The sequence below is a fragment of the Devosia sp. SL43 genome (assembly GCF_021729885.1).
Classification (GTDB): Bacteria; Pseudomonadota; Alphaproteobacteria; order Rhizobiales; family Devosiaceae; genus Devosia.
The window spans coordinates 2350724-2364499 of sequence record NZ_CP063401.1 but is presented as its reverse complement, the minus strand read 5'-3'; the positions used below and the strand labels follow the sequence as shown (position 1 = coordinate 2364499).

14 protein-coding genes are annotated in these 13776 nt (G+C 62.1%); 12 read left to right on the top strand and 2 right to left on the bottom strand.

From position 1 onward, the window contains the following. Positions 1–57 precede the first annotated feature (57 nt). The 5 genes from IM737_RS11560 to IM737_RS11540 all read left to right on the top strand — a co-directional run bounded on the left by IM737_RS11560 (position 58) and on the right by IM737_RS11540 (position 4783). The gene (locus tag IM737_RS11560; protein WP_236894077.1) at positions 58–348 is read left to right on the top strand and encodes an STAS domain-containing protein; all 291 of its coding nucleotides are present in this window, start codon (positions 58–60) and stop codon (positions 346–348) included. Then, positions 345–713 (top strand): response regulator, encoded by a 369-nt coding sequence (locus IM737_RS11555; protein ID WP_236894076.1) that lies wholly within the window; start codon positions 345–347, stop codon positions 711–713. The genes IM737_RS11560 and IM737_RS11555 overlap by 4 nt, the downstream gene beginning before the upstream one ends. A 33-nt stretch (positions 714–746) precedes the next feature. Next, positions 747–3074: a chemotaxis protein CheA gene (locus IM737_RS11550; protein ID WP_236894075.1), complete on the top strand. Its 2328-nt coding sequence runs from the start codon at positions 747–749 to the stop codon at positions 3072–3074. A gap of 52 nt (positions 3075–3126) precedes the next feature. Next, positions 3127–3615 carry a chemotaxis protein CheW gene (locus IM737_RS11545; RefSeq protein WP_236894074.1) on the top strand — a complete coding sequence of 163 codons (489 nt, stop codon included), beginning with the start codon at positions 3127–3129 and terminating at the stop codon, positions 3613–3615. Positions 3616–3742: 127 nt separating this feature from the next. Continuing rightward, a complete protein-coding gene (locus tag IM737_RS11540; protein ID WP_236894073.1) occupies positions 3743–4783 on the top strand; it encodes a L,D-transpeptidase family protein in 1041 nt (346 codons plus the stop codon). Positions 4784–4868: 85 nt separating this feature from the next. Here the strand turns inward: IM737_RS11540 and IM737_RS11535 are convergent, their stop codons facing one another. Further along, complete coding sequence (locus tag IM737_RS11535) at positions 4869–5882, bottom strand: zinc-binding alcohol dehydrogenase family protein (RefSeq protein WP_236894071.1); 1014 nt, start codon at positions 5880–5882, stop codon at positions 4869–4871. A gap of 105 nt (positions 5883–5987) precedes the next feature. Between IM737_RS11535 and IM737_RS11530 the strand changes: the two genes are divergently transcribed. Then, positions 5988–6389 (top strand): winged helix-turn-helix transcriptional regulator, encoded by a 402-nt coding sequence (locus IM737_RS11530; RefSeq protein ID WP_236894068.1) that lies wholly within the window; start codon positions 5988–5990, stop codon positions 6387–6389. 137 nt (positions 6390–6526) lie between these two features. After that, a complete protein-coding gene (locus IM737_RS11525) occupies positions 6527–8149 on the top strand; it encodes an ABC-F family ATP-binding cassette domain-containing protein (protein WP_236894066.1) in 1623 nt (540 codons plus the stop codon). A 193-nt stretch (positions 8150–8342) separates the two neighbouring features. Here the strand turns inward: IM737_RS11525 and IM737_RS11520 are convergent, their stop codons facing one another. Beyond that, positions 8343–8696, bottom strand: a complete 354-nt coding sequence (locus IM737_RS11520) for a hypothetical protein (RefSeq protein WP_236894064.1) — start codon at positions 8694–8696, stop codon at positions 8343–8345. A 165-nt stretch (positions 8697–8861) separates the two neighbouring features. On the opposite strand from IM737_RS11520, the gene IM737_RS11515 reads away from it, so the two are divergent. The 5 genes from IM737_RS11515 to IM737_RS11495 all read left to right on the top strand — a co-directional run bounded on the left by IM737_RS11515 (position 8862) and on the right by IM737_RS11495 (position 13715). Next, entirely contained in the window at positions 8862–9452 is a 591-nt protein-coding gene (locus IM737_RS11515) for a chemotaxis protein CheD (RefSeq protein ID WP_236894062.1), read from the top strand. Positions 9453–9753: 301 nt separating this feature from the next. Further along, complete coding sequence (locus IM737_RS11510; protein WP_236894060.1) at positions 9754–11271, top strand: methyl-accepting chemotaxis protein; 1518 nt, start codon at positions 9754–9756, stop codon at positions 11269–11271. A gap of 44 nt (positions 11272–11315) precedes the next feature. Then, complete coding sequence (locus tag IM737_RS11505; RefSeq protein ID WP_236894058.1) at positions 11316–12164, top strand: CheR family methyltransferase; 849 nt, start codon at positions 11316–11318, stop codon at positions 12162–12164. Further along, positions 12161–13210 (top strand): protein-glutamate methylesterase/protein-glutamine glutaminase, encoded by a 1050-nt coding sequence (locus IM737_RS11500; protein ID WP_236894056.1) that lies wholly within the window; start codon positions 12161–12163, stop codon positions 13208–13210. The genes IM737_RS11505 and IM737_RS11500 overlap by 4 nt, the downstream gene beginning before the upstream one ends. A 115-nt stretch (positions 13211–13325) precedes the next feature. Beyond that, positions 13326–13715, top strand: coding sequence for a response regulator (locus IM737_RS11495; RefSeq protein WP_236894054.1), 390 nt, complete (start codon positions 13326–13328; stop codon positions 13713–13715). The last annotated feature ends 61 nt before the right edge of the window (positions 13716–13776 follow it).

Here is a 13776-nt window from a genome sequence, read left to right as displayed (position 1 = left end):
TAAACCGTTACCGTGGAAACTGACACTCGGAGAAAACTCCGGGGGCTCTCATTCGCCATGGTCAACAAGGCCAAGAAATCCGTCGCTCTGCCAGCGATCATCGATCTCGACTCGCTCGATGGCATCAGGGACGGTCTGCTCGATGCTGTCGAGGAAGGGCCGGTGAGCATTGCCGCCGGCGCTGTCGAACGTGTGAGCACCAATGCGCTGTTCATGCTGATCAGCGCGGCCGAGACCGCTCGGAGAAACCATTTTGAGTTCGCTATTGAGCAGCCGAGCGCGGCATTGACGACCGCGATCGAGCGACTGGGCTTGGGCGTCCAGTTTTCAGGGATGATGAGAGGATGACGACTTTGCGGGTTCTGACGGTGGACGATTCGAGGACGATCCTCGCCATGCTGCATCACACCCTGAGCAATGCCGGTTTTGAGGTATTGCAGGCCGAGGACGGCAAACAGGGCCTCGACGTGCTCAAGAACGAGCAGGTTGATGTGGTGATCACCGATATCAATATGCCCGTCATGGACGGCATCGAGTTCATCCGCCATGTGCGGGCGACCGGCAACCATCAGAGCTTGCCGATCCTGATCCTGACCACCGAAACCTCCCAGGACAAGCGTGACCAGGGCAAGGCGGCGGGTGGTACGGGCTGGATCGTGAAGCCATTCGATCCCGAAAAGCTGATCTCGGTCATCAACCGGGTCGTGCATTAAGACTTTGGCGCCCAGAAGGGTTGGACGTTTCGCATGAGCGATCTCGACGATTTCAAGGCCACGTACTTCGACGAATGCTCCGAGCTGCTGACAGCGCTTGAGGAGGAATTCGCTGCGATTGAAGCGGGCGAGCGCGACAGCGACCGACTCAACGCGGTGTTCCGCGCCATCCATTCGATCAAGGGAGGCGCCGGGGCCTTCGGATTCTCGGCGCTGGTGGGCTTTGCCCATGCCTATGAGACGCTGCTGGACTATGTGCGCGACGGCCGCATCGAGCTGACCGACGACGTGGTTGTGCTGTGCATCCGCGCCAACGATATCGTGGCCGATCACGTCAAGGCCGCCCAGACCGGCGAGGCGCTGCCCGCCGATTACGGTATCGACGAAAAGACCCGCTTCGACGCACTGGCCCGTGGCGAATCGATCGCCGACGATGACGACAACGGCGAAGGTCCGGACGAATTCGACATCGACTTCACCCCGGTGATGGTCAATCTCGATGCCATCCACGCTTCGGGCGAAGCGGCCGTCGACGACGCATTCGACATGGCGCCGATGCAGATCGAATCGGGCCACTGGGAGATCAAGTTTACCCCACACCGCGCGCTCTATGCCCGCGCCAATGACCCGCTGCTGCTGTTCCGCGAGCTGGCGGCCCTGGGGCAGATGCATGTGCGGGCGGTGCTGCAGGAAATTCCGCCGCTCAGCGATTTCGAGCCCTTTGCCGTCTATTGCTCCTGGGAAATCACCATGGTTTCCCCCGATCTGACCGAGGCGATGATCCGCGAGGTCTTCGAATTCGTCGAGGGCGACTGCGACATCAGCGTGGCCCAGGTCGGCGCCGCTGCAATTGGCCAGGCTGAAGACACTGTCGCGCCGGCGCCGGTCGCCAAGGCCGTTGTTGCCGCACCGTCCGAACCGGACGATCTGCTGGCTTTGGCTGATGACGAAGTTGCCGGGCTGCTCGATTTTGCGCCTGAACCTGCCGCTCCGGCGCCGACCCCGGCCGCCGCAGTCCAGGACACGTTCGAAGAGGCTCCTGGCCTCAGCTTTGCCGAGCTGGCCGAGACCATCAAGCCGGCAGCGCCCGTTATCAAGGCGGCGCCCATCCCGATGGCCAAGCCGACGGCTTTGGCCGCTGCGCCCGTCGCCGAGGGCGAAGAGGGTGGAAGCCGCAGCAATGGCGTGCAGTCGATCCGCGTCGATCTCGACAAGGTCGATCGCGTGGTCAACATGGTGGGCGAGCTGGTCATCACCCAGTCGATGCTGACCCAGCAGATGGATGAGACGCTGCGGGCGCGCTATACCGAACTGGTGCGCGGCCTCGAAGTGCTGGCGCAGACGACGCGTGGCCTGCAGGACTCGGTGATGGCGATCCGCGCCCAGCCGGTGAAGTCGGTGTTTTCCCGCATGCCGCGCCTGGTGCGCGAGCTGGCGACCAAGACCGGCAAGAAGATCAAGCTCGAGACGATCGGCGAGAATACCGAAATCGACAAGACGGTGATCGAGCAATTGTCCGATCCGCTGACGCATATGATCCGCAACTCGGCCGATCACGGTATCGAGACGCCGGAAAAGCGGCTGGCGCGTGGCAAGCCCGATACGGGCACGATCCGGCTGTCGGCCGAGCAGGCCGGTGGCAATATCCTCATCATCGTCGAGGATGACGGCGCCGGCATCAACCGCGAACGCGTTCTGCAGGTTGCCCGCGACAAGGGCGTGGTGGCGCCAGACGTCAATCCGACCGAGGAGCAGATCGACCAGTTGATCTTCGCCCCCGGTTTCTCGACGGCCGAGGCGTTGAGCGACATTTCCGGCCGCGGCGTCGGCATGGACGTGGTGCTCTCCAACATCAAGAAGATCGGCGGCTCGGTGCATGTCCGCTCCTGGACCGGCAAGGGCACGCGCATGACGTTGCGCCTGCCGCTGACGCTGGCGGTGCTCGACGTCATGCTGGTCAAGGTCGGCGACAGCCCCTATGTCGTGCCACTCTCCTCGATCGTGGAGACCATCCAGTGTTCGCGCGCCAGCTTCGAACGCGTGCCATCGGGCGGTCAGGTGCTGCAGGTGCGCGGCGAATATGTGCAGGTCATCGATCTGGCCAAGCGCTTCGACATGGTCACCGAGACGGATCCGGAAAACCGGTTCGTGGTGCTGTGCGAGGCCGAGGGCAGCCACAAGGTGGCGCTGATCGTCGACGACATCATCGGCCAGCAGCAGGTCGTGATCAAATCGCTGGAAGAGAATTTCGAACGCGTGGACGGCATTGCCGGCGGCACGATCCTGGGCGACGGCAATGTCGCGCTGATCGTCGACGTGCAGGGCCTTAAGACTGCGATCGTTCATAAGAATGCGGCTTAACCACCGCTTGTAAATGCGTAGCCGGCCAGAAGGGCGGCAGAAAGGCTTGAGAATGGAAGCGCTCGGTATGCGCGACGAGATGGGCGACAAGTCGGCCATCGCCGCCCAGAATTCCCTGCAGTTGATCGCCTTTTCGATCGGCGAGCAGACCTATGGCGTGGAGATCACCACAGTGCGCGAAATCCGCGCCTGGAACGGGGCGACGCCCCTGCCCAATACCCGCGAATTCGTGCGTGGGGTGATCAACCTGCGCGGCACGATCGTGCCGATCTTCGATCTGCGCGCCCGCTTCGGCGATGGCCAGACTTCGCCCACCAAGAACCATGTCGTGGTGGTGATGAGCGTCGGCGACAAATGGGTCGGCATCCTGGTCGACGCCGTGAGCGATATTCTGACCGTATCGCGCGACGACATCCACAATGTGCCCGAAGGCAATTCGATCGATACCGAGCTGCTCAACGGCATCGTGACCCATGAGAGCCGCATGGTCGGGTTGATCGACCTGCATGCCGTGGTCTCCGGCGCCAAGATGGACGCGTAGGCGACCCGATCTTTGGAACTGAACAGGGCGCCGTGAGGCGCCCTTTTTGTTTGGACGTGTCGATAGCTATCGATCTGTGGAACCATTTGAACTGCCTGCCTCTTCTGGATGCAGATAAGAGGTCTCAATGCAGAAACTGGTTCCCCTGATTGCCTTCACCCTGATCGTGGGGTGGGGTTCCTCCGTCTCTGCGCAGGTTCCCGCCGTACTGCTCGACGCCAATGGGATCAATGCGGCCAATCTGTTGACCGATCTGGCCATCGACGACAGGCCCTATATCTTTTCTCCCGAGCCTGCCCTTCCAGTCGAGGACGGCGCCTCTGTAACGCCCCTTTTGCCCAGCGCCGCTATCGTTCGGACCCAAATCCTGCTCGATCAGTTTGGCGCCTCCCCGGGGGTTATCGACGGCTATGACGGGGAGAATGTGCGCAAGGCGGTGATGGCATTCCAGGCCATGGCCGGTATGCAGGCTACCGGCACGCTTGACGCTCAAACCGTCGGATTGTTGGAAACCGGCCTGCCGGTCATGGCTGCCTATGTCATCACCGCCGAAGACCTCAGCGAGATCACCGGACCAACGCCCGTCGACTATGCCGAAAAGGCGCAGATGGGCTTTCTGGGCTATGCCAGCGTCGCCGAAAAGCTGTCCGAACGCTTCCATATGGATGTCGATTTCCTCAGGGTGCTCAACCCCGGCGCGACCTTCACCGCAGGCGAGACCATCGCCGTGGCCGTAACCGGCGCCGGCCGCACCGGCCTGGTGGCGCGGATCGAGGCCGACAAGATGTTGCGACAGGTGCGGGCCTATGATGCCCAGGGCATGCTGCTGGCGGCCTATCCCGCAACCATTGGCAGTGAGGACAATCCATCACCCAGCGGCAGCTATGTGGTCGAGGTCGTCGCGCCGATGCCGAACTATACCTACAACCCCAGGATCAACTTCCAGCAGGGCGAGAATACCGAGGTCCTCACCATTCCGCCGGGCCCGAACGGGCCGGTCGGCAGCATGTGGATCGCGCTGTCCAAGCCGACCTACGGTATTCATGGAACGCCGGAACCGGCCCGCATCGACAAGACGGGCTCGCATGGCTGCGTGCGTCTCACCAACTGGGATGCCGAGGAGCTGGGGGCCATGGTGTCGCCGGGCGTCGTCGTCGATTTTCTCTAGCGGATGGCGCGAGGAGCGGCGCCTCTGGTCTAAAGCGGTTGCGGCAGAGTCCATCCGGTAAAGGGATGGCTCTGCCGCGCCTGCGCTAAAAGCCCTTCAGGACGATCTTGCCCATGGTCCGGCCTGTCTCGATGCTGGCATGAGCCTGCTTGAGATTGGCCGCATTGATCGGTTGCAAAGTCTCGGTTGCGGTGGTGCGGATCTTGCCGTCGTCGACAAGTCCGGCAACCAGGTCCAGCAGCTTGCCCTGTTCACCCATATCGGTCGTTTCGAACATCGACCTGGTGAACATGGATTCCCAGTGGATCGATACCGCCTTGCGCTTGAAGGCAAGAATGTCCAGGGCATCGGGATCGTCGATCAGCCCGAACCGGCCCTGAGGGGCAATGAGCTTGACGACTTCCCCGAGGTACCGGTGGGTTTCGGCCGTCGAGAAGACGAATGCTGGCGCACCAATGCCGAGTGCAGCGATCTGCGCCGCCAATGGCGCGCTGTGGTCCACGACATGATGGGCGCCCAGAGCGGTCACCCAGCTCCTGGTTGCTGGCCGCGATGCTGTCGCGATAACGGTCAGATCGGTGAGGGCACGCACCAACTGGATGGCGATGGAGCCCACGCCTCCCGCCCCACCAATGATCACGACGGCATCTGCCGCCCCGGGCACCGGCTTGCGGATGTCCAGGCGATCAAACAGCATCTCGTAAGCGGTAATGGCCGTCAGCGGGAGGGCCGCCGCTTCGGCCGTCGTCAGTGTGCTCGGCTTGCGTCCGACGATACGCTCGTCGACCAGATGAAACTGGCTGTTGGCGCCCGGACGGGTGATCGCGCCAGCATAGTAGACCTCGTCGCCAATCGCGAAGTTCGTCGCGCCGTCGCCCCTGGCCACGACACGCCCTGCCACATCCCAGCCCAGGATTTTCCACTGGCCAGGCTCGGGTGGCGCGCTGCGCCGAACCTTGGTGTCGACGGGATTTACCGAGATCGCGCTGACCTCAACCAAAAGGTCCCGACCGGACGGCGTTGGCCGTTCAATCTCGATGTCGACCAGTGCGTCGTTTCGTTCCAGTGCGCCTGGCGTCCTGTATCCGATTGCTTTCATGGGTCTTACTCTTTCTGCACGTTGATGCAGGCAAGAGATGTCCCTATGATGCCTTCGGGGCAATACTTACAAAAAACGCCTATAGTATCGAAAGAGGTAGTGTAAATGGCCAAGGTCCGCCACTCGCGTTTCGACTGCAATCCCGGATGCGCCGTTGAGGCAGCGATCGGGCTTATCGACGGCAAGTGGAAGTCCGTGATCCTGTTCCAGTTGCTCGATGGCACGCTTCGCTTCAATCAGGTCCAGCGTGCCGTGGGCCAGGTGACGCCGCGCATGCTGACCAATCAGTTGCGCGAACTGGAGCAGGACGGACTGATCATACGGACAGTCTACGCCCAGGTGCCGCCGAAGGTGGAGTATTCGCTGTCTCCGCTGGGACGAAGCATGGAGCCAATACTGCTATCCCTGAAGGCCTGGGGCGACCTGAATATCGGTCTCTACGGCAAGCCAGAAAAACAGGACGGCCCGATCGCCGCGATTGATCGTGGGCTTTCCAGTCGCGCCTAAGCGAGGCCAAAGTGGCCAGTTTGCTGCGCGCATTGCGCCAATGCGCCATTCCTGCTTGCGCGATTGCCGGCTGAGTGCTTAACGGACTGCCTCTTGCGGCGACACCCTCTGCCGCCACTATTGCAGGTCTCCCCAGCATGATCCGTCTTGAATCCATCGGTAAGCAGAACGGCAAGCAGATCGTCTTCATTGATGCGTCGGCCACGCTGCTCAAGGGCGAGAAGGTCGGACTGGTGGGGCCTAATGGCGCGGGCAAGACGACGCTGTTCCGCATGATCACCGGCGAGGAGCAGCCCGATGAGGGCCAGGTGTCGGTCGATAAGGGCCTCACCATCGGCTATTTCAGCCAGGATGTGGGTGAGATGGCGGGGCGCAGTGTCGTCTCCGAGACCATGGACGGTGCCGGCCCGGTCAGCGCGCTGATCACAGAGATGCGGGCGCTGGAAGCCGATATGGGCGATCCTGACAAGGCCGACGAGATGGACGCCATCATCGAGCGCTATGGCGAGGTGCAGCACCAGTTCGAGGAGTTGGACGGCTATTCGCTGGATGGCCGGGCCCGCGAAGTGCTCGATGGCCTGGGCTTTTCCCAGGAGATGATGGATGGCGATGTGGGCGCGCTCAGTGGCGGCTGGAAGATGCGCGTGGCTTTGGCGCGAATCCTGCTGATGCGCCCCGATGCGCTGCTGCTGGACGAGCCGAGCAACCATCTCGATCTCGAAAGCCTGATCTGGCTCGAGGAGTTCCTGCAGAACTATGCCGGCGCGCTGTTCATGACCAGCCATGACCGAGAATTCATGAATCGCATCTGTACCAAGATCATCGAGATCGATGCCGGCTCGCTGACCAGCTATTCGGGCAATTACGAATTCTACCAGCAGCAGCGCGCCATCGCCGAAAAGAACCAGCAGGCGCAGTTCGAGCGCCAGCAGGCGATGCTGGCCAAGGAACTGGACTTCATCGCCCGCTTCAAGGCGCGGGCGTCGCATGCCGCGCAGGTGCAGAGCCGGGTTAAGAAGCTCGACAAGATCGACCGTGTCGAACCGCCCAAGCGGCGCCAAGTGGTGGATTTCGAATTCCGCCCGGCGCCGCGTTCGGGCGAGGACGTCGCCCTGCTCAAGAATGTTTCCAAAAGCTATGGCAGCCGCACGATCTATGACGGGCTCGATTTCCATGTTCGGCGGCGTGAGCGCTGGTGCATTATGGGCGTCAACGGCGCCGGCAAATCGACGCTGCTCAAGCTGGTGACCGGTACGGCTGATCCCGATCAAGGCACGGTGTCGCGCGGTCCGTCGGTCAAGATGGCCTATTTCGCCCAGCATGCCATGGATGTGCTCGATGGCGACCTGACGGTGTTCCAGCAGCTGGAAAGCTCATTCCCGCAGGCGGGTCAGGCGCCACTGCGTGCTCTGGCGGGGGCCTTTGGCTTTACCGGCGACGAGATCGAGAAGAAGTGCCGGGTGCTGTCGGGCGGCGAGAAGGCGCGGCTGGTGATGGCGATGATGCTGTTCGATCCGCCGAATTTTCTCGTGCTGGACGAGCCGACCAACCATCTCGACATCGCTACCAAGGAAATGCTGATCACCGCGCTCAGCGCCTATGAAGGCACGATGCTGTTCGTCAGCCACGACCGTCATTTTCTCGCGGCGCTCAGTAACCGCGTGCTGGAGCTGACGCCCGAGGGTGTGCATGTCTATGGCGGTGGCTATACCGAATATGTGCAGAGCACCGGGCAAGAAGCGCCGGGGTTGCGGAGTTAAGTGCCACGCCCTCGTGGTTCGAGGCTCGCAAGAGCTCGCACCTCACCATGAGGGCTACTATTTGCTCGGTGAAACAACAGCCCTCATGGTGAGGTGCGCTTCTTCAGCGCCTCGAACCACGAGGGCGTGGCATGACACCCAAAACACAAATGCGCCTTGCGGCGCTTTGGTCAGGCTTCATGCTGGGTTTCGGCTAGAACAGTTCGGCGTCGCCGTGGCTCTGGTGGGCGGCGATGCCTGACAGCGAGGGGACACGCAACTCGTCGAGGGTGAGGCTGGCCCAGATTTCTTCATAGACGCTGTCGGGCGCAGTGGCCGGCAGCAAGGCGAACTGGCGGACGGCCAGGGCCATGTTGTGGCAGCGCTGCTCGATACGGTCCTGACCCTGCATGGCCGTGACGATCATCTGTACCGCTTCGCGGATCGAGGCGTCCTTGGTCAAATTCTTGTCGGCAAGAAGTTCGAGCGCTTCCGTGATGCCTTCTAGCATCGCCGCCGTCTGGCGCGCCGTCTCATCGAGTTCTCTCGCGAGTTTCTGCAGTGACATATGAAACAATCCTAGCCCCGTATTTCGACACTAGCGTGCTATTCCTAAAGCACTTCTTGCAATTTGATGGGGGTGGGGGTCACTCCGTCGTCGTGGTTAGCAATTGGCTAACGAGTTTAAAGTTACCATCGGAACAATAGGCGCTTTGGGGTTTCGATACGACAAATGGCACTGCCGAACTCTCTGCCACCCGAATTCGATCGCGGGGTGGTGACAACCGTACACCAGGGCGACTGCCACGTTTCCGATGCAACGGACCTCACCTATTCGACGGTGCTGGGCTCCTGCATCTCCGCCTGCGTGCGGGATCGCGTGGCCAATGTCGGTGGCATGAACCACTTCCTGCTGGCCGAACAGTCCGGCGCGGCCAAGGATCGCTACGGCGCCTCGGCCCGCTATGGCGCCTTTGCCATGGAGCAGTTGATCAACAAGGTGCTGACCAAGGGTACCGGCAAGAAGTCCAACCTCGAGATCAAGGTCTTTGGCGGCGGCAAGATCAATTCGGCACTCGATGACGTTGGCCTCAAGAATATCGAATTCGTCCGTCAGTTCCTGGCCGATGAAGGCTATGCGGTGATGAGCGAGGACCTAGGCGGCAATTATGCGCGCCGAGTGATGTTCAAGCCGCATTCCGGCCGGGCCTTCGTCAAGCGGCTGGACAGCGATGCCGGCGCCAATGTGGCGCGCGAGGAAATTGCGATCGCCAAGCGCCGCGTGGTCATACCGGCGCCAGTCGACGACATCGAACTCTTCTAAAATCGCTTCGAGACTTGCGTGCCGGGCTGCAACCGGCATCCATCTCCGCTCCGATGCTCACGTACCAGAGTACGCTGCACTTCGGTGCTCGATGCATTCCGGTTGCGCCTCGGCCTGACGCAAGTCTCTTCGCGATTTCGTGCCAGGAACGGGTCCCGAAACGGGACGATTATTCACGTTGTGACAATCTGGATTAGCAAAGTCTTACGTGCCCTGAGGGGTTTATAGACTTGGTTAACCATTCCGGGGTTAGGGTCCGCACCATGTTGGACCCCTCTTTGCTGATTTGCGGATCAGGCACATGCCCCATCTGCGCCTAGCGCTGCTTGCCGGAGCCATCTGGCTGGGCGCCAGTGCGCTGGCGGTCGGGCTTGCCATGGCATGGGGCCTGGGTCCGGCCTGGTATGGCGCCGCCGGAGCGCTGGTGGCAACGGCGCTGATCGGCAGCCTGCTTGTGGCATTCCTGCTCGACCAGCGCGATAATCGGGCGCTGGCCGCGGTCGCGCTGGCCGCAGGGCTCAGCCAGACGACCGACGAGAGCCTCAGCATTGCCAGTATCGTCACCCGGCTCGGCAAACGGCTGGAGCGGGCGCATCATTTCAAGAGTGCCATTGCGGCGATCCACCAGCCTGTGGTGGTGGTGGATGACAATGGGCTGATCCTGGCGGCCAGTGCCGGGGTGGCGCGGGTGGCCAAAGGCGCCATCGAGGGGGTGTCGCTCGATGCCCTGTTCGGCCAAGGCTATCTAGATGCCGGCGGCGGCGCGGCCGAAGAAAGTATGGCGGTGTTCGGTGGCAAGCGGTTCGCCGTGCGGCGCTTCACCATTGCCAGCAACCGGTACCTGCTCGAGCTGGTGCCGGCCGGTGCGTATATAGAAGATGACGAGCTCGACGCATTTGCCGGGGCACTGGCCGGCGGGCAGACCGGGTTCCGCTTCGAGGCTGGCGTGCTGGCGCGCAATCCGGCTTTGGCGGCGCTCAATAGCGGGCTGGCGGCGCTCGATGCTGGCCTCAAGCAGTTGGAGGGTGTTGCCTCGGGTAGCGGTGAACTGCCCGATGCGCTGCATGGACCGCTTGGCTCGCTGGCCATGCGGCTCAATGATTTTTCCCAGGCCATCGTCGAGCAACTTGAGGAAGAGCAGGGTATTCGCGCCCGGCTGGAATCACGGCTGGCGCAGGTGGGGCGGCTGGTCGAGGGGTTCGAGCAGCGCCTGGCGCATATGGGAACGCTCACCGCAGAAAATCGTGACGATGCCGGGGCCATGGGCAGGGCGCTCGAAGACGGCGGCGGCCGTTTGCGGCAGGCGCAGACGATCGGACGTGACGCCCAGACCTTGGCCGGAGCGGCTGAACTGGCGGCGCGGCGCACCAATGTGGTGGTCGGCGAGATCGACCAGATGACCTCCGAAATCGACAAGATGGTTCAGGCCATCGAGGACGTTTCGTTCCGTACCAACCTGTTAGCGCTCAATGCAGCCGTCGAGGCGGCGCGGGCCGGTGAGAAGGGCGCGGGCTTTGCCGTGGTGGCCGACGAGGTGCGCCAGCTGGCGCAACTGACCAACCGCTCGGCCAAGGATATCCGCGCGGTGGTCAAACGCGGCCGCGCCCAGTCGGAAACCGGCGTGGCCGAAGCCAGTTCGCTGCAAAAAATGATTGCAGAACTGGAGGCGCATTTACGCAATCTAAGTAATGAAACCGACACTATCGCCCAGACCCTGAGCCAGGGTGAGACGGCATTGAACCGTCTGACCGGGCGGATGGCGTCGTTCGGCGAGCCGGCGGAACCCTCAATTCGGGCCGTGCGGCGCGCGAACGCTTAGACGAGCATCCAGAATGGAGGCTCGGGGCAATTGGGGTGTGCCGCATGGAACAGGGAGAAATCTCCCTCAGCGAACGCGAGTTTTCGCGGATCAAGAACCGGGTCTATCAGGTCGCCGGGATCTCGCTGAGCGATGCCAAACGAACACTCGTCATTTCCCGCCTCTCCAAGATCGTGCGCGGTCTGGGGCTGCCCAGCTTTGACGCCTATGTCGATTTTCTCGAGCGTGGCGGCTCGGCACAGGACGGGCAGAATTTCGTCAATGCGCTGACGACCAACCTGACGCGGTTCTACCGCGAGGATCACCATTTCGAACATCTGCGCAGCTATGTCGGCGGGTTGATTGCCGAGAAGCCGCGCGGAGCGCGGTTGCGCATCTGGTCGGCGGGCTGCTCGACCGGGCAGGAGCCCTATACTGTTGGTATGGACCTGCTGGCAGCGTTTCCGGAGCTCAAGCGCTGGGACTTCAAGATCCTGGCCACCGACATTGATACGGCCGTCATCGCCAAGGCGGCGGGCGGCGTCTATCCGGCCAATGAACTCAACGGGCTGAGCAGCGAGCGCGCACGGCCGTTTGAAAAGGCCGGCGACGGCAATATCCGTATTCCGGCTGCAGTGCGCGAACTGGTGTCGTTCAAGCCGCTGAATTTGATCGGGCCGAACTGGCCGATGAAGGGTCCGTTCGACGCCGTGTTCTGCCGCAACGTCGCCATCTATTTTGACAAGCCCACGCAGGGCGAGGTGTTCAGCCGGCTGGGTAAGCTGCTGGCGCCGGAAGGCTTCCTCTATATCGGGCATTCCGAGAATCTTGGATCGGGCGGGGAAGGCTTCCGCCTGGTCGGCAAGACCATTTATCAATCCAAGCTGAAACTGAGCAAGCGAGAAGCAGCATGAGCATCAAGGTCCTGGTCGTCGACGATTCGGCGCTGATCCGCGAGGTGCTGACGCGCATGCTCACACGCGACGGCGACATCAATGTCGTGGCAACCGCCACCGACCCGATCGACGCGCGCGAGAAGATCAAGCAGCTCAACCCCGATGTGGTGACGCTCGATATCGAAATGCCCGGCATGAACGGGCTGCAGTTTCTCGAAAAGCTGATGCGGCTGCGGCCGACGCCGGTGGTGATGGTCTCGACGCTGACCAAGAAGGGCGCCAGCGAAACACTGCTGGCGCTCGAATTGGGCGCGGTGGATTTCGTGGCCAAGCCGAGCGCCGAGTTCGAAGGCGGCATCGAAGCCTTTGGCGCCGGCCTGCGCGACAAGATCCGCGCCGCCGCCAAGTCGGATGTGCGCGGCCGCTCCGCCAGTCGCGCCGAGGCGCCCAAGGTCGCCATCAAGACGGCCGCGGCACCGGAAGGTTCACTGATCGCGATCGGTGCATCAACCGGGGGCGTCGAAGCCATCCGTGCCGTACTGACCCAGATGCCGACCGATTGCCCACCCATCGTCATTGCCCAGCATATGCCGCCGGGCTTTACCGGGCGCTTCGCCGCTCGTCTGGATGAACTGTGTGCGCTCAAGGTCGTGGAAGCGGAAGACCGCATGCCGCTGCTGGCCGGCCATGCCTATGTGGCGCGGGGCGACTATCACCTGCGCGTCGAGCGGACCTCGGGGCAGCTCAAGTGCCGCCTGGCGCAGGATGAGCTGGAATCGGGCCACCGTCCCAGCGTCGACGTGCTGTTCGAATCGGTTGCCAAGATCGTTGGCGCCATGGCCGTAGGGGCAATCCTGACCGGCATGGGGCGCGACGGCGCCCGCGGGCTCAAGCTCATGCGCGATGCCGGCGCCTACACGATCGGGCAGAGCCAGGCCTCGTCGCTGGTCTATGGCATGCCGCGTGTGGCCTTCGAAGAGGGTGCGGTTGTCGAGCAAGCGCCGGTGGAAGCGATCGCGGCGCGCCTGGCTAATGCCTTGGTGCGGCTCAAATCGGCGGCCTGAAACGGCGTCCGGCACAATGCCGCACTGCCGATTGAGAGATTTGTAACGCTTGTTGCCTAGTGTTTCCGAGAATAACGGGGCTCTATCCCCGGACACCAAGAAGGTGAACTAAAAGATGCCTAAAGCCAGCGCGGTCAGTGTTCTAATCGTCGATGACCAGCAGTCCATGCGCGGTATCTGCAAGTACATCCTCACGCAACTTGGCTTCAAGGATATCATCGAGGCCAAGAGCGGTCGCGATGCGCTGGGCAAGCTCGAAAAGTCCAATGTCGATCTCATCATTTCCGACTGGAACATGGAGGATATCGACGGGCTGACGCTGCTCAAGGTGATCCGCAAGCATCCGCGCACGATGGCGATGCCCTTCATCATGGCCACTGGCCGTTCCGACAAGGAACAGGTCAAGGAAGCCATCTCGTTTGGCGTCAACAATTACATCATCAAGCCATTCGACGCGTCGACCATGAAGAAGCGCATCGAGGCGGTGATCGGCGCACTCAGTTGATCGCCTTGTGACGAATTCGAAAGGGCCACCCTCGGGTGGCCTTTTTCGTTTCTGGCGGTGA